The organism is Paenibacillus sp. FSL H7-0703 (genome assembly GCF_038003485.1).
GTDB lineage: Bacteria > Bacillota > Bacilli > Paenibacillales > Paenibacillaceae > Paenibacillus > Paenibacillus polymyxa_B.
The window spans coordinates 715,979-731,745 of sequence record NZ_JBBOPF010000001.1; the positions used below are offsets into that span (position 1 = coordinate 715,979).

17 protein-coding genes are annotated in these 15,767 nt (G+C 42.7%); 4 read left to right on the forward strand and 13 right to left on the reverse strand.

Annotation, left to right across the window (positions count from 1 at the left end; translation table 11 throughout):
• Nucleotides 1-177: 177 nt before the first annotated feature.
• The 8 genes from aguB to MHB46_RS02840 form a co-directional block, all read right to left on the reverse strand.
• Nucleotides 178-1,053, reverse strand: a complete 876-nt coding sequence (gene aguB / locus MHB46_RS02805) for an N-carbamoylputrescine amidase (RefSeq protein WP_025721082.1) — start codon at nt 1,051-1,053, stop codon at nt 178-180.
• Between the two features lie 29 nt (nt 1,054-1,082).
• The gene (locus tag MHB46_RS02810) at nt 1,083-2,114 is read right to left on the reverse strand and encodes an agmatine deiminase family protein (RefSeq protein WP_341161541.1); all 1,032 of its coding nucleotides are present in this window, start codon (nt 2,112-2,114) and stop codon (nt 1,083-1,085) included.
• Between the two features lie 118 nt (nt 2,115-2,232).
• Complete coding sequence (gene yfcE, locus MHB46_RS02815) at nt 2,233-2,784, reverse strand: phosphodiesterase (RefSeq protein WP_341161542.1); 552 nt, start codon at nt 2,782-2,784, stop codon at nt 2,233-2,235.
• A 155-nt stretch (nt 2,785-2,939) separates the two neighbouring features.
• The gene (locus MHB46_RS02820; protein ID WP_341161543.1) at nt 2,940-3,242 is read right to left on the reverse strand and encodes a maltose acetyltransferase domain-containing protein; all 303 of its coding nucleotides are present in this window, start codon (nt 3,240-3,242) and stop codon (nt 2,940-2,942) included.
• Between the two features lie 22 nt (nt 3,243-3,264).
• Nucleotides 3,265-3,645, reverse strand: a complete 381-nt coding sequence (locus MHB46_RS02825; RefSeq protein ID WP_341161544.1) for a VOC family protein — start codon at nt 3,643-3,645, stop codon at nt 3,265-3,267.
• A gap of 306 nt (nt 3,646-3,951) precedes the next feature.
• Nucleotides 3,952-5,367, reverse strand: a complete 1,416-nt coding sequence (locus MHB46_RS02830; RefSeq protein ID WP_341161545.1) for a glycoside hydrolase family 1 protein — start codon at nt 5,365-5,367, stop codon at nt 3,952-3,954.
• 209 nt (nt 5,368-5,576) lie between these two features.
• On the reverse strand, nt 5,577-6,185 hold the full coding sequence (locus MHB46_RS02835) for a DUF1349 domain-containing protein (protein ID WP_341161546.1): 609 nt from the start codon (nt 6,183-6,185) through the stop codon (nt 5,577-5,579).
• Between the two features lie 35 nt (nt 6,186-6,220).
• Nucleotides 6,221-7,129: an ROK family protein gene (locus MHB46_RS02840; protein WP_103047530.1), complete on the reverse strand. Its 909-nt coding sequence runs from the start codon at nt 7,127-7,129 to the stop codon at nt 6,221-6,223.
• A 313-nt stretch (nt 7,130-7,442) separates the two neighbouring features.
• On the opposite strand from MHB46_RS02840, the gene MHB46_RS02845 reads away from it, so the two are divergent.
• From MHB46_RS02845 to MHB46_RS02855, 3 genes are all read left to right on the forward strand, one after another.
• Nucleotides 7,443-7,778: a ribosomal protein L7/L12 gene (locus tag MHB46_RS02845; protein ID WP_328802604.1), complete on the forward strand. Its 336-nt coding sequence runs from the start codon at nt 7,443-7,445 to the stop codon at nt 7,776-7,778.
• A 17-nt stretch (nt 7,779-7,795) separates the two neighbouring features.
• Entirely contained in the window at nt 7,796-8,275 is a 480-nt protein-coding gene (gene ybaK / locus MHB46_RS02850; RefSeq protein ID WP_250244980.1) for a Cys-tRNA(Pro) deacylase, read from the forward strand.
• Nucleotides 8,276-8,363: 88 nt separating this feature from the next.
• Entirely contained in the window at nt 8,364-9,554 is a 1,191-nt protein-coding gene (locus MHB46_RS02855) for an oxalate decarboxylase family bicupin (protein WP_328802814.1), read from the forward strand.
• 82 nt (nt 9,555-9,636) lie between these two features.
• Here the strand turns inward: MHB46_RS02855 and MHB46_RS02860 are convergent, their stop codons facing one another.
• From MHB46_RS02860 to MHB46_RS02875, 4 genes are all read right to left on the reverse strand, one after another.
• On the reverse strand, nt 9,637-10,491 hold the full coding sequence (locus MHB46_RS02860; RefSeq protein ID WP_341161547.1) for an NmrA family NAD(P)-binding protein: 855 nt from the start codon (nt 10,489-10,491) through the stop codon (nt 9,637-9,639).
• Nucleotides 10,492-10,565: 74 nt separating this feature from the next.
• Entirely contained in the window at nt 10,566-10,994 is a 429-nt protein-coding gene (locus tag MHB46_RS02865) for a nuclear transport factor 2 family protein (RefSeq protein WP_250261447.1), read from the reverse strand.
• Nucleotides 10,995-11,159: 165 nt separating this feature from the next.
• On the reverse strand, nt 11,160-11,744 hold the full coding sequence (locus tag MHB46_RS02870; RefSeq protein ID WP_061830154.1) for a TetR/AcrR family transcriptional regulator: 585 nt from the start codon (nt 11,742-11,744) through the stop codon (nt 11,160-11,162).
• Between the two features lie 170 nt (nt 11,745-11,914).
• Nucleotides 11,915-12,634 carry a YebC/PmpR family DNA-binding transcriptional regulator gene (locus tag MHB46_RS02875; protein WP_250245220.1) on the reverse strand — a complete coding sequence of 240 codons (720 nt, stop codon included), beginning with the start codon at nt 12,632-12,634 and terminating at the stop codon, nt 11,915-11,917.
• Nucleotides 12,635-12,870: 236 nt separating this feature from the next.
• Between MHB46_RS02875 and MHB46_RS02880 the strand changes: the two genes are divergently transcribed.
• Nucleotides 12,871-13,617 (forward strand): spermidine synthase, encoded by a 747-nt coding sequence (locus MHB46_RS02880; protein WP_341161548.1) that lies wholly within the window; start codon nt 12,871-12,873, stop codon nt 13,615-13,617.
• On the opposite strand, the gene MHB46_RS02885 is transcribed toward MHB46_RS02880, so the two are convergent.
• A complete protein-coding gene (locus tag MHB46_RS02885) occupies nt 13,614-15,353 on the reverse strand; it encodes a proline--tRNA ligase (RefSeq protein WP_341161549.1) in 1,740 nt (579 codons plus the stop codon). The genes MHB46_RS02880 and MHB46_RS02885 overlap by 4 nt on opposite strands.
• Nucleotides 15,354-15,767: the final 414 nt, after the last annotated feature.

The window sequence follows — 15,767 nt, forward strand, 5'->3', positions numbered from 1 at the left end:
AGGAATGTCCCTTTTGTGTGAAAAAATCATGCTTATATTCCGGACCACCTACCGATCCGTTCTTTTGAAACCGTTGGGTACACGCTCCAAAATCCCCTGCCCGAAAAGCCGGGTGAATCCAATGAAAGGAAACACCCCAGCTTGACGTCAAGGGAGACTTGTCTATCCGTATACAGATTATACTTTTAAATCACCATCATAGGTGGCAATCATATTGTACAGTTCAGGACGACGGTCACGGAAAATGCCCCATTCAATCCGTCCTACTTCCAGCTCATCCAGATCAAATTCAGCAGTAAGCACTTCCTCATCGGTACGACCCGCTTCTGCGATCTTGTTACCTTGATGTCCGGCAATAAAGGAAGAACCGTAGAATGTAATACTGGAGTCCTCGTCCGTTTCAGTTCCAATCCGATTGGAAGCAATGACTGGAATCAGATTGGAAGCCGCATGACCCAGCATGCAGGTCTGCCAGTGATCTTTGGAATCAATGGCAGAATCCTGTGGTTCTGAGCCAATAGCTGTCGGATAGAACAAAAGTTCTGCGCCCATGAGCGCCATACAGCGGGCCGCCTCTGGGTACCATTGATCCCAGCACACACCTACCCCAATTTTGGCATAACGTGTATTCCATACTTTAAAACCGGTATCGCCCGGATTAAAATAAAATTTTTCCTCATACCCAGGACCGTCAGGGATATGGCTTTTGCGGTATTTACCCAACACTTCACCGTCTGCGTCAATGACAGCAAGACTGTTGTAGCGCGCGTAGTTTTTCTTTTCATAAAAACTGATGGGCAGCACAACCTGTAATTCTTTGGCGATCTTCTTAAAATGGTTAACCGCCTTGTTGTGCTCCAGCTCAGTTGCATATGAATAATAATCAGACTTTTCCTTCTGACAGAAATATGGAGTCTCGAACAACTCCTGCAGCAAAATAATTTGTGCGCCCTGCGCAGCCGCTTCACGTACTAACTTCTCTGCTTTACTAATATTTTCTTCGATATTGGTAGAGCAGCTCATTTGAGTTGCTGCCACTTTTACTTTTCTCACGTTAGTCCTCCTTTTAGATGTTGTATCGTTCAACGATTTACAGCAGGCATCTGCTGGGTCGTACAGTGTACGTTACCGCCTTCACGGATGACCGCCATACCGTCTACAGTACGAATGGTGCGATCTGGAAATACATTTGCCAACACTTGCTCAGCTGCAAGATCGCTCTCAGCGGCAGTGCCGCCAAACACCGGCAAAATAATGCCGCCATTCACAAAGTAGAAGTTAATATAGCTCAGTGTCAATCGGCTATCTTCATAATCCACGCGCGGTGGCTGGCCGATCCGAATCACTTCCAGCTTACGGCCTTGAGCATCCGTTGCTTGCTCCAAAATACGCAGATTTTCCTGCGTGATTTCGTAATTTTCATCCTCAGGATCATCACATACTTGCATAATGACCTTGCCAGGAGCTGCAAAGCAAGCAATATTGTCCACATGGCCATCTGTTTCGTCGCCACTAAGACCACGTTTTAGCCAAATTATTTTCTCTACACCTGTATACTCACATACATACCGTTCAATTTCTTCTCTGCTTAATTCCGGATTTCGGTTAGAATTGAGCAAACACTCTTCGGTTGTAATCAGTGTGCCTTCGCCGTCTACGTGCAATGAGCCGCCTTCCATCACAAGCGGTGCATCAAACCGTGGAACTCCAAGTTGGTCCAAAATTTGCGGCGCAACCTGGTCATCTAGATCCCATGGAGCGTATTTGCCGCCCCAGGCGTTAAACTTCCAGTTTACACCTGCCAACTGACCATGCTCGTCTGTGAGAAAAGTAGGGCCGTTGTCACGCAGCCACGCATCGCTGTGCTCAATTGGCAGCAGTTCTACCCGTTCCCCAAGTTCAAGCGCCTTAACGCTCTCCAGATCATCCGGATTTACGACCACAGTAACTGGTTCAAATTCCGCCATGGCGCGTACAATTCCGGCATACCCCTTGCATACATCAGCATGCATATCTGGGTAAACCATTGAAGATTTTACAGGCCAAGAAATATACGTGCGTTCATGTGGCGCCCATTCAGGCGGCATCTTATAATGTGAATCCTTAATTTGCATGTATTGAAGCTCTCTTTCTTTTTCATAATGTAGACTCCGCTCCTATCATACAATAATATGATCTTTGTCTCAATCGAAGCGGAAAAGTTTTAATAATTTACATTCACATTGGAATAAATTACTTTGAAAACGTGATTGCTTTCACCGTATTCCCATCAAAATCCTTCACAGTGAATTGTGCTCCCTCCAGCACACCGTAAGAGGATGGATAGTTTCCTTTTGGCAGCGAGATCGAACCGGGGTTCAGTATAAAGACCCCATTCTCCACATCCGCTACCGGAATATGAGTATGTCCCTGGATGAACACATCTCCCGCTTCCAGTGGTGGTAAATTTCCGATACTAAAGCCATGTCCGTGCGTGACATAGATTCTCCGTCCTTCATGGTGCAACAAAGCATAATCACCCATCATAGGAAACTCCAGTAGCATCTGGTCCACCTCTGCATCACAATTTCCGCGCACAGAAACCGCAATATGGGACTTGTACTTATTCAGCAGAGCTGCCACTTCTGCCGGATTATACCCTTCTGGTAACGGATTACGTGGTCCGTGGTACATATAATCTCCGAGCAAGACAAGATGATCGGCTTTCTCCTCCCTGAACTTTTCCAGTGCCAATTGCAACCAGTGTAGTGAGCCGTGAATATCTGATATAAACATCAATTTCATGATTGTTTCTTTCCTTTCTGAATAGGCTAAAAAAAATTCCACTTAAGCACATTATTGCATTATTCCCTGAACAAATCTGTGCAAAATTGTTCTTTTGTTTGGTAACACTCTTTTAAGACAATAAACTACAGCTCCGAGTGAGCTGTAGTTTATTATTAGTTCCTTTTGTACTTGGTCTTATCATCTTCGGTGATTTTACGGATTACCTTACATGGGTTTCCAGCAGCGATCACACCTTTTGCCCCATCAAGCATGATCGTATTATGGTTACTATAGAAATTTTCACCTATTTCAATGTTATAGCCATAGTCACACACGAAAGGTTGCTCAATCAAGAATCTATCAGTTGTCTTCCCAAGTAAAGTTTTGATGAGTGTTTCTCGTTCTTCGATATTTCTAGGATGAAGCTGATTATATTCGTGGCAGAGACTTTTGGCGTATAAACGTTCTTCAATCAACTCTTCAGAACTGGAAAGCTACTCACATTGAAATTTCCACCAAATTACCTTCTGGATCTTTAATTACGCTTTCATAATAGCCGTCACCTGTCAATCTTGGCTGGCCCACTACTTCATATCCTGCATGCATGAGCTGCTCTGTCTTTTCATTCACCAGTTCTTTACTTCCAACGGAAAATGCCACATGAGCCCAGCCCGTAATATTTATCTGTGGTAAATGATCTACTCCCGTTTTACGCATAACCTCTAACCTTGCTCCATCCTCAAAGGTGATAAAATAGGACTCAAATCCTTTTGTAGCGTTATAATATTTATCGTTAGATTTTCCATCAAAATATTGCTCGTAAAAGCTTTTCATCTTTTCTAAGTCTCTCACCCAGATCGCTACATGTTCAATCTTCATTATTTTCCTCCTTCTGCAGCCCTCATCATTAAAAAATCATTAATTTATACTGGACTCAATTTTTTATTTTAGTTATTATTAATGTTTTAATAAGTATTAATATATCTCAGTACTTCATTTTTGTCCAATCTATTTATCATCAATTATCAATAAATAACGCTTACGAATCATTCATGAAAGCTCTTTCGTCTTCAGCTTGTAATTCGGTTGCTAATACCCCTAAAAAATTAGCGACCGCTTCGTAAAAGAGAAGAAGCGGTCGCTATCTATAAGCCTTTAATACTTAATCACTGGTTTATTTATAAATTAACGTTTCAAGCTTTCACCGTTCGTAGCAATAACTTCTTTGTACCAATGGAACGATTTCTTCGGAAATCTTTCAAGTGTACCGCTGCCATCATCATGACGGTCTACGTAAATGTAGCCATAACGTTTTTTAAGCTGAGCGGTCGATGCGCTGACAAGGTCAATACATCCCCAAGACGTATAGCCCAAAACCTCTACTCCGTCCTCAATAGCTTCTCCAACTTGAACCAAATGATCATTCAGGTAGTTGATTCGGTAGTCATCCTCAACCGTTTTTTCGCCTTTTTCATTCGTGATCAGTTCATCAACGGCGCCCAGGCCATTTTCAACGATGAACAATGGTTTTTGGAAGCGATCATAGAACGTATTCAGGACATAACGCAGACCTTGCGGATCAATTTGCCAGCCCCACTCACTTGCCTCGAGATGCGGATTGATGACACCACCAAGGATGTTACCCTCACCTTTGACTTTTTTAGCTTCGTCAGCTGTCTCACAAGTACTCATATAATAGCTGAACGAGATAAAATCAACGGTATGCTTCAAATCTTCGGCATCACCTGGTTCAAAGTGAATAGAAATTCCGTTTTCTTTAAAGAATCGTTTCATGTAACCTGGGTATTGACCTCTTGCGTGAATATCGGCAAATGCCGTGTTTCTGTGATCAAATTCCATCGCAGCAATCACATCGTCTGGATTAGGTGTCAGCGGATAAGTAGGCATACTCAGCACCATACAGCCAATTTTGAAATCAGGGTTGATCTGATGACCGATTTTTACCGCTCTTGCACTCGCTACAAGCTCATGGTGAATAGCTTGATAAAGATCTTGCTCACTAAGTTGATCTTTTGGTGTGCTAATTCCTCCACTCATGAATGGTGCTTCAAGAATGGAGTTGATTTCATTGAAAGTCAACCAGTATTTAACTTTATCTTTGTAGCGATTAAATACAGTTGTAGCATAGCGCTCATAAAAATCAACAAGCTTACGGTTTACCCAACCATCGTATTCTCTGGACAAATGTAAAGGTGTTTCATAGTGAGATAATGTAACGAGTGGCTCAATTCCATATTTGTGAAGTTCATCAAACAAATCATCATAAAATTGCAAGCCTTTTTCGTTAGGCTCCAGTTCGTCACCTTTAGGAAAGATACGTGACCATGCAATAGAAGTACGGAATACTTTGAAACCCATTTCCGCAAAAAGTTTGATATCTTCTTTATAATGATGATAAAAATCAATACCGATCAACTTCATGTTATCTTCTGTTGGTACATCCGTAACGGGCCCCCAGCCACCACGAGGAGTTACATCCTGAATGGACCAGCCTTTTCCATCTTCTTGATAAGCGCCTTCGAGCTGATTAGCAGCAACTGCTCCGCCCCACAGGAAATCTTTTGGAAACTGTGTACTCATATTTTCTCCGCCTTTGCTGATGTTTTTCATTAACTAGATAGAAATACGTTACCTCTATGCTAATGTGTTATAAGTACTTCTAAATGAATCTTAAGGTTTGTAACGCGTTTCATGTCAAGTATTATTTTAAAAACTTCTAGAGCTTATAACTGTATTATCTCCAATAAGTACTCCCATATTTATAACTCTTCTATTATTGAGTAAAATGACTATTCTTTAATTGGCGGATCTACATGAATATCTCTATCTGGTTCCGTGCTTACCCAACGTGTAAAGATAACCTGAAAGCCGGCTCGAGTCGGCGCGCAGGCAAAAGGACCCGCCTGTTGTCCCGTTTCATAAGGAAAACGTGCTACACGTACGGTGCGCCAGCTTTGATTTTCGGTTCGAGCTCTAATGATAACTGCATCCTGTAACTGTGAAGCACGAATCGTCACATTTTTCCCTACCCAATCAGGTACAGGAGCTAATGACCAATCGGAATAGCCATCTGTGACTACGACAGCTAATTGAGGAATTCCGTCATTTAATTCAATCCCAGCTTTAATCCACTTTTGCTGTCCTTGATACAACATAATACCGGCTTGGTCGTAAAGCTCCGTAAATGAGCCTAATTGAAACGTGACTTCGATGGCAGAGCCTTCTTCCCAGTCTGTAAGCAGGGAATGTCCGCTACTGCGTTCAAATCCATACAAAGTTTTTTCCCAGTAGTCGCTTCCTTCTCTGGTTTCAACTTTAAGAAACTGGTCTTCTTCTATGGATGATACAGGGTGATTAGTCCATGTCCCTGTAGTCCATGCAATCGATTTTTGAGTCATTAATCTCATCCTCTCATGCTTTATTGAACGATGTCCTATTTCCTTTTCTCCACCAATTGCAAATTGTACGTCAGACTTTCAAGGGTCACCGAAATCAAGCCATACATGTATTCATCATGCGTATCGTTTTTCACAAAAATCTCAGGCATATGTTCTTTGGGTACATCTTTTAGACAGCCGTTATAAATATCGTCCAACAGAGTCGGCTTGGATAACTCTCCAGTCAAAGCGATAGATACAGGGTCTATAATCGCAATAATGGAAGTTATCGTTTGGATCGCCAGAGGAACAAATCCCTCTGTGCTATTTAACTGTTTAAGCTGTTCCTCTCTTGTTAAATCAAAGGGTAAGAAGGAAACCTCCCCCGCAAACTTGGTATTTCCTTTTAACAAATGTCCGTCGACAATAAAACCCGCTCCGGGGAAATTGTCTTTGGGAAACGTAACAATAGCAAAGGTTTTATCCTCATCATAATTCTGCATGTTATAAAATCCGTAGACTGTCAAATGCATATCATTTTCAATGGTAACTTCTAATCCGTATTTATCTTGAAGACGTGGACCTACAGGGACTCCTATGAGCAGGTCGAGATCACAAACATCGATAATCCCTTGATGAACAACCCCAGGGATGCCAATCCCAATAGCTTTGACGTTTCCATAGTTATTAATCAGCTCTCCAATTTGGGTTTCTATGACCTCATAATCAATATGGGGCACTATGGAAGTATTCTCGATGATGATATCACCAAGCAAATTGGCAACAGCATAAGTAAGAGAATGTATACCGCCTTCCGTTTTCACATTTAAACAGATAATATATGAATAATCAGCGTTATATTTGTACCGTCTAGCCGGACGTCCGCCGTTCGATTCTTCCAATTCCGTCTCTAATACTTCCCCGGTTTGAAGAAGCTCATTCAGAATATTTCCGCAGGTTGCCACACTAAGACCTGTGATACTGGCTATGGATGACTTGGTTGCATATTCCTTGGATTTCAGTGTGTTTTTAACTAACTCTACATTAATTTGTTTAACCCGAATGGTATTATTGGAGACTGGTTGTATTTGAATACACTCCTTTTCCAGTATTTATTAAAAGGTTTATAATAAGTTGTAATATACCGCTCTGCCTGCAAAAAGTCAATTTGAACGCGTCTTCCTCTTCTATTTGATCAACATGCTATACTAGAAATAAGAAACAAATTTTTAGTGCGGCATCTTTGCGATAAAACGAAGTGAAATTGGGGGGATTCTGTTGTCAGCTATTGAGTATACAGCAATAATCGCGTTGCTCCTCTCCGTCATACTTTTAATTAAGGTCTATAGCCTTCAATCGCGTCTTAATGACCTGAAATCCGACGTGGAGCGTCTTGAAAATCGTTCAGGAATACAAGGAACATCGCTGTCAGGTACTATTGCCGCCACTCCTTCACATGTTCTAGATGCAGGAGCTTCAGAAGATATCAATGAAAGGTTGCTCCTGCTAATTAGGGAAGGAAAAAAGATTCAAGCCATAAAAGAGCTGAGAACCGCTAAGGATCTTTCCCTTAAGGATGCAAAGGATTATGTCGATCAATTGGAAAAACTCTAAAGAAAGGAAGAAATAAGATGAGTGCCAGCAAAACAAACGCCATGCGCATATTGGACAGGCAACATATACAATACAATATTTTGAGTTATGATCATCAAGATGGAAAAATAGACGGGATGAATGTGGCTGAGAAAATCGAGAGAGCCCCGGAAATGGTTTTCAAAACTTTGGTTGCACACAGCAAACAAAATCTGTTTGTTTTTGTAATCCCTGTACATAAAGAGCTTGATCTCAAAAAAGCAGCCAAATCCGCGGGAGAGAAAAAAATTGAAATGCTTCCAGTTAAGGATTTGCAAAAGTTTACGGGATATATTCGCGGTGGCTGCTCCCCCATAGGAATGAAAAAGCTCTACCCCACTTTTATCGACCAGCCTGCATCGGAACTGGAAGCCATCGTTGTGAGCGGTGGGAAAATTGGGACCCAACTGGAGTTGAGTCCACACGATTTAGCTCAAATCATTCAGGCTCAATTTACAGATCTGACGCATACAGCATAAAACTCACCACATGATCATAAAATCTTTATGCGTATTTTCTCTTATCCCATACTTCATCAAGCTTCAACCTGGAGAGGAAGATCTAATGATGCATAATGATTGCCCGAAAAATGTAAGAATCCCCCAACCCATCAGAAGTGATGGTGCTGGGGGCATCGACAAGGGTCCACGTGATGTGATGAGGGATCTACAGAATCCCGATATGCTGGTTCCCCCCGTAACGGACAATGGTCTCATTCCAAATATGAGATTTTCTTTTTCTGATGCCCATATGCAGCTTAATCATGGTGGGTGGTCAAGAGAAGTTACGGTAAGAGAATTACCTATTGCTACAACCCTTGCCGGGGTGAATATGAGTTTGACACCGGGTGGTGTACGTGAGCTTCACTGGCATCAGCAGGCGGAATGGTCATATATGCTGTTGGGAAGTGCTCGCATTACGGCAGTTGACCAAAATGGACGTAATTTTATTGCTGATGTGGGTCCCGGGGATCTCTGGTATTTTCCTCCTGGCATTCCGCACTCTATACAGGGGCTTGAGGATGGCTGTGAATTTCTGCTGGTTTTTGATGATGGCAGTTTCTCCGATCTGAACACCCTATCCATCTCGGATTGGTTCGCACATACTCCCAAAGACGTACTTTCTGCAAATTTTGGTGTACCAGAAGCTGATTTTGCAGCAATTCCTCAAGACCAAGTATACATCTATCAGGATTCAATTCCCGGTTCAATTCAAAGCCAAGCGGTTCCCTCTCCTTACGGGACGTTGCCCCAATCCTTCAAGCATGAATTACTAGCCCAGCCCCCAATCAAAACACCGGGCGGAAGCGTACGAATCGTTGACTCCTCCAATTTTCCGATATCCAAAACCATCGCTGCTGCCCTTGTTGAGATTGAGCCCGGAGCCATGCGAGAAATGCACTGGCATCCCAATAACGACGAATGGCAATACTATCTTACAGGGCAAGGACGGATGACTGTCTTTGGTGGTAATGGCGCTGCCCGCACATTTGATTTTAGAGCCGGAGATGTCGGATATGTGCCTTTTGCTTACGGTCATTACATTCAAAATACTGGCTCTAGCTCATTATGGTTTCTTGAAATGTTTAAGAGTGACCGTTTTGCGGATGTTTCACTAAATCAATGGATGGCTCTTACCCCCACAGAACTGATTCAGAGTAATTTACATGTAGGTGTTGATGTAATCTCTAATTTACGAAAGGTAAAATGGCCCGTCGTCAAATATCCTGGTTATTCTTATGACCCTAAAAAGAAGTAACCGGGAACGGTATCACGCTCGCCACTAGATCAATGAATCCTCTTCTTGAATATGATGGGTTATTCATTTGCCCCTTTCATGATTACTTCCAGATGTCTACGTGTGTTTGCACAAACTGCTCGAATGATATCGGACGGCGCCCAGTGACACGCTCTACGGTATGAGTAACTTGATCTTCACTTCCATTTTCACGTATCCTTCTATCCAATCCCGCCAGCATATCTGCATATTCTTCAGGCATTCCAGCTCGAACCATGCCCTCTTTTAGCTCTTCATCAGGCAACGAGATATGCTGGATCGCTTGGCCTGTTAACTTCCCAATAATCTTACCGACTTCGCCATAGGTTAGTGACTGAGGTCCAGTGATGACATGAGCTGTGTTATGTGGTTTATCGTCAATCAGAGCTCGTACTCCCACTTCTGCAATGTCATCTGCACTGACAAAACCTACTCTCCCATCTCCTGTCGCACTATAAATCGTGCTGGTGTTTTTGATGGTACTTACATGCTGACCTTCTGTAAAATTCTCCATAAAGTAGGATGGCTGCAATACAGCCCACTCTGGAGCTAATCTACGTAGTGCTTGATGTACAGGTCCAAATACTGGTCCGTCCTCAGGCACAGATGCGCTCCCTAACAGCACAAACCTTTGCACTCCTTCTCTCAAGGCCCTCTCAATAAAAGGAATCATCACTTTGGCGGGATTGACATCCAGCACAGGTACTACCAAATAAATTTTATCTACATTCATCAGCGCCTGTGCATGTGTTGATTCATCATACCAATCAAAATATACATAATCTTTCCCTTCCCATTCGGCAGGATGAGCACGTCCTGCCAAACGTACAGGATGCTGAAGTTGCGTAAGTCTGGCGGCTACACGGCTACCTGTTTTGCCGTTTGCTCCTGTAATCAACGCTATATTTCTGTCTTTCATGAAATTCAACTCCTATTTAAATTTTTTGTTTTCGCCTAGATATCCTTATCCCCATGAGGCTTGAACTCTTTCATTCATGATTCCAGGGCTTCAAGAGCTACTAAAGGGTTCCAGTAATCTTTGTAGTGAATAATTTTTCCGTTCTTCAGCTTAATAACAGAAATGTAGGTTTGATTATACGGTTTACCTGTGCTCACAGCCTGCGCCTCACAGGCGAACTCGGCCACGAATAAATCCGGGTCCGTTGTCGTATGGATAATTGGTGAAGAGAAATGCTGAATCCGAAGTATATTAGGAAACTCCTTAATGTACTCGTAAATTGCTGCTTTGCCCTGAAGCATTTGTGCAAAATGCTTAGGTGCATAAGGGAACTCGAAAACAGCGTTATCATCAAATAATGAAATCCATTGCTCCATATTTTCTTCTAACAGGTTGCTCGTAAATTTATGCATGACTGCTTGCGCTTGCTGTTTTACTTCGTCAGTATTCGGATTGATTGTCATGGTAGACACCTCGCAAATATATTTTTAGTTACTGCTTAAAAAACGAATTCAAGACGCTAAAATAAACATAAGCATTCTAGATTGAACAGTCTATAATACTCAAAAAAATTTGACCAATCAGTCTGGAATGTTCAAAAAATAAACGCTATTAAGCGTTCATAAAGATCAATCTAAAATCGACAGCGTTGTACGCACAATATCTCTAAGCACCTCAGTGCTCGCGCCTGTCTTGGCGGTAAATGTCAACGATAGTCGGGCATGATTTAGAAATCTGGCGATTGACAATAGCTCAGATTCCGTAGCATGAATCTCCCCCTCTTTTTGGGCGCGGACTAGGGCGTCGTAAAAAGCAAGTTCAAGCTTTTCAGTGTTTTCAGAAATAAAAGCTTTGATCTCATGATGATGCGGAGCCTGTTCAATAGCACTGTTCATAATAAAGCATTCCTTGGACAGCCTCTTATCCGTCAACACTCTAACAGATTCATTAAAAATCATCGCTATTGCATCCTTAATGCTCCCAGGTTGACTGAGCAGATGAACTACGGCTTCGGTCTTGTCACGTATATAAAGCTGAATAGCCGAAAAAAACAAATCATATTTCGTTCCGTAGGTATCATAAAGACTCTGCCGCGCTATACCCAGCTGATCCAGTAAAATTGTCAGAGAAGTTCCCTCATAGCCATGCTCTCCAAATACAGCCATAGCTTTTCGTAGAACACTTTCAGTATCAAATTCTTTTGCTCTTCCCAAACCTTATGTTCACCTCCTTGCCTATGATTATAATTTTTACAGACTGATCAGTCAAGAAAATAAAATTGATTTTTTATAAGTTTATTTACAAAAAAAACATCGTACCGAAATACGATGGTTTAGGAATGTTTATTTTATACAAACGCTCAGATGTAAATGATGCAATCCGACTATTCGTCAGAGTCTACATTGTGGTAAACCTGCTGAACATCCTCCAAATCTTCTAATGCATCAATCAATTTATCGAATTGAACTTGTGCATCTTCTGGAAGAGAAATATCATTTTGAGCAAGCATGGTGAGCTCCGCAACGGTAAACTCAGTCACTCCTGCTTGTTTGAAAGCTTCCTGCACAGCATGGAATTGATCAGGCTCTGCATATACGATGACGGCTTCATCTTCTTCAATGATGTCACGCACCTCTACATCTGCCTCCATTAGCAGCTCCAGCACTTCATCTGCGGTTTTACCCACCAGACCAATAACTGCTGTTGAATCAAACATATAGGCTACAGATCCGCTCACGCCTAGGCTACCGCCATTTTTAGTAAAAGCAGAACGCACATCCGATGCTGTACGATTAACGTTATTGGTCAGTGCATCTACAATGACCATGGAACCGTTCGGTCCGAAACCTTCATAACGAAGCTCTACGTAGTTTTCATCGCCAGCACCTTTTGCTTTTTCAATAGCACGGTCAATGATTGCTTTGGGTACATTGTACGTTTTTGCACGTTCTAAAACGACTCTTAATACCCGATTGGATTCAGGATCAGGTTCGCCCTGTTTGGCTGCCACATAAATTTCCACGCCAAATTTAGCATATATACGACTCGTATTAGCATCCTTGGATGCCTTCTTTTCTTTAATGTTATTCCACTTACGTCCCATAATATCCCGCTCTCTTCCTGTATGAATATACACAACGAACTTCATTATATCCTTGTATATTATATCTCCTAAAGGACATACGAACAAGTTCAAACAACTCCGTTATGGAAAAATAAACAATTCTACCTAATTAGGAATGCTTGGAAATATGAACTTTCAATTCTCCTCATCTATGGACAATCCCCCTATCCATGTCTAAGATGAGGAGGAAGTCTGACTTGAAGGAGATCATTTAATTGGATGTCTTGTACAAAAAGTTGAGCCATAATCATGAAATCACAGTATACGAAACCACCGAGCTGTACGGTGAAAAGGGATTATTTCGGGTGATGCAGTTTTCAAATACAGCCATCCAAGGCGCGCTGGACTTGAATCATCCGCAACGCATTCTGTTCGAATATCCGAGAGCAATCATCCATCTCATGGAACTGAACGATCCGACATTTGAAGACGTGTTTGTTATTGGGCACGGTATAGGTACAATAGCGGGTCATTTTATAGATAAACGCTTTAAGATTGCCGAACTGGATGCACAAGTCGTAGAGTTCAGCCGAACATTCTTTGGATACGATCAAGATAATGTAACTGTTGGCGATGGACGACGCATTCTGGAGAAGGAAGCGCCTGATGCTTATGACTATATTATTCTGGACGCCTTCACAGAGCAGGGTACACCCTTGCATTTAGTATCCTGGGAATTTTTCAAGATGGCCAAAGAAAAGCTGGATTCCGAAGGCTCCCTGATCATGAATTTAATGGGCAAAAGTGAACACGACCATCTGATCAATGCCATTCACACAACGTTGCGTGAAGAATTCGCCTATGTCACAACTTTCTCGCTCCCCTCGGATGGCGCTGCCGACATTCAAAATATCATTATGGTAGGTCGGGACAAGCCAATCCGGTTTCAGGCACGTCATATGGCGGACTTTCATGAGATTACACTTGGAGAAGGCCATATTCTAGGGGATACAGATGCTTAGCGTAGTTCCAATATCCGTCTCTCTACATCTTCGATATGAATCGTCTCTTTGTTGCAGCTTTTTCGTTCCACTAACTCTACTTTCCCGTGCTCGGCATCTTTACCAACGACGATGCGCACGGGAATACCTACTAAATCAGAGTCTTTGAATTTAACCCCGGGCCGTTCCTCCCGATCGTCCAGCAGCACCTCCACACCGTGATCCTGCAGTTGGTTGTATAATTTCTCGGCTAATTGCATCTGAAGCCTGTCTTTCACAGAAATCGGAATGATATGAACTTGAAACGGGGCCAGCGCATGAGGCCATATCATTCCGTTCTGATCATGATTTTGCTCTACAATGGCAGAAAGGATTCGGGAAACCCCAATACCGTAGCAGCCCATAATCATCGCTTGCTCCGTTCCAGATGCATCCAGAAAAGTCGCACCCAGCTTCTCACTATATTTGGTGCCCAGCTTAAACACGTGTCCGATCTCAATCCCACGATAAAGTTTCAATTCCCCTTCGTCACATCGAGGACATCTATCCCCTTCTATTACATTCCGCAAGTCAGCCACATGCCGAAGATCTATATCGCGCCTTGGATTCACATGTCGATAATGATAATCCAGCTCATTCGCGCCTGCGATACCGCTGGACATTTGGACAACGGCGTAATCTACCCACACAGGGATCGTCAATCCGCATGGGCCTATGAACCCCGAGGGGGTTCCAGTCGCCTTTGACACGGTGTCTGTACTTTCTATTTCGAATTTTTCACTACCTAAAATATGTTTAACTTTCACTTCGTTAACCTCATGATCACCCCTGACAACTACAGCAACAGGTTGATCGTCAGCCATATAAATCAGTGTTTTGATGATTTCTTCAGGTTCTATGTGAAGCGATTCAACCAGTTGATCTATTGTACGTAGGCCTGGAGTATGGAATTTTTCCATTTTAGCTGTATCAAAAGAAGGATAGCTGACAAGTTCATTTTCATCTGCGACTTGAGCTATTTCTATTTTCTCCGTCGACCGCGCCACGGCTTTTTCAAGATTAGCTGCATATTCACAGCAGGTGCATGCTACAATGGTGTCCTCTCCAATATCAGCTAGAGCCATAAATTCATGGGTTTCACCTTCGCCACCAATGGCACCCGCATCTGCTTCTACTGCACGAAAATACAGACCGCAGCGGGTGAAAATACGCTGATATGCCTGGAACATAGTCCAATAGGTATGATCTAGTCCTTCCCAATGTGCATCAAACGAATAGGCATCCTTCATCAAGAATTCTCTGCTGCGAAGCAGACCAAATCGAGGACGTCGTTCATCCCGAAATTTGGTTTGAATTTGATACAGGGTTACAGGCAATTTGCGATAAGAATTCACTTCATTTCGTATTAAAGACGTAATGACCTCTTCATGTGTAGGCCCCAATGCAAACTCTCGATCATGTCGATCTTGCAGACGCATCAGCTCAGGACCGTAAACATCGTATCTCCCTGATTCTTGCCATAGCTCCATTGGCTGCAATACAGGCATCAGCAGCTCCCCAGCTCCGGCGCGATCCATTTCATCTCGTATGATTTGCTCTACTTTTCTGAGCACCCGTCTGCCCAATGGCATGTAGGTGTACATTCCAGCCGCCAGTTGGCGGATAAATCCTCCTCGCAGCATAAGCTGATGACTGATCACTTCGGCCTCTGCGGGTGCTTCACGCAAGGTTGTCAGTAATAATTGGCTTTGGCGCATGTGTAGCTACCTCCTTGTATGGACGATAAAATGTACGCAAAAAGACACATCCGTCAGGGACGAATGTGTCGTGGTACCACCCTTAATTTGACCGTAGCCATACACGGAACGGTCCTTCATCAGATAACGGCGTCTAGCCGGTAACGGTTTATCTTACAAACCGCTACAGCTCGCAAGGCAGGGAAACGTTCATTCGCGGCGAGAAACCTTTCAGCCCATGAGTTTCTTCTCTGTACAGCGGGTATTGAACCTTTGATCCTTGGTCTATACTATTCCTATATATTACAATTTTCACCACTTTACACGAAATGTAATTTCTAGTCAAGGAGATAATCGTCTATCTGAGATCAGCCAGGGACATGAACGATATTTAATTTTCAAGATAATTAAATTCCGTTGGTTATCCTATTGCAT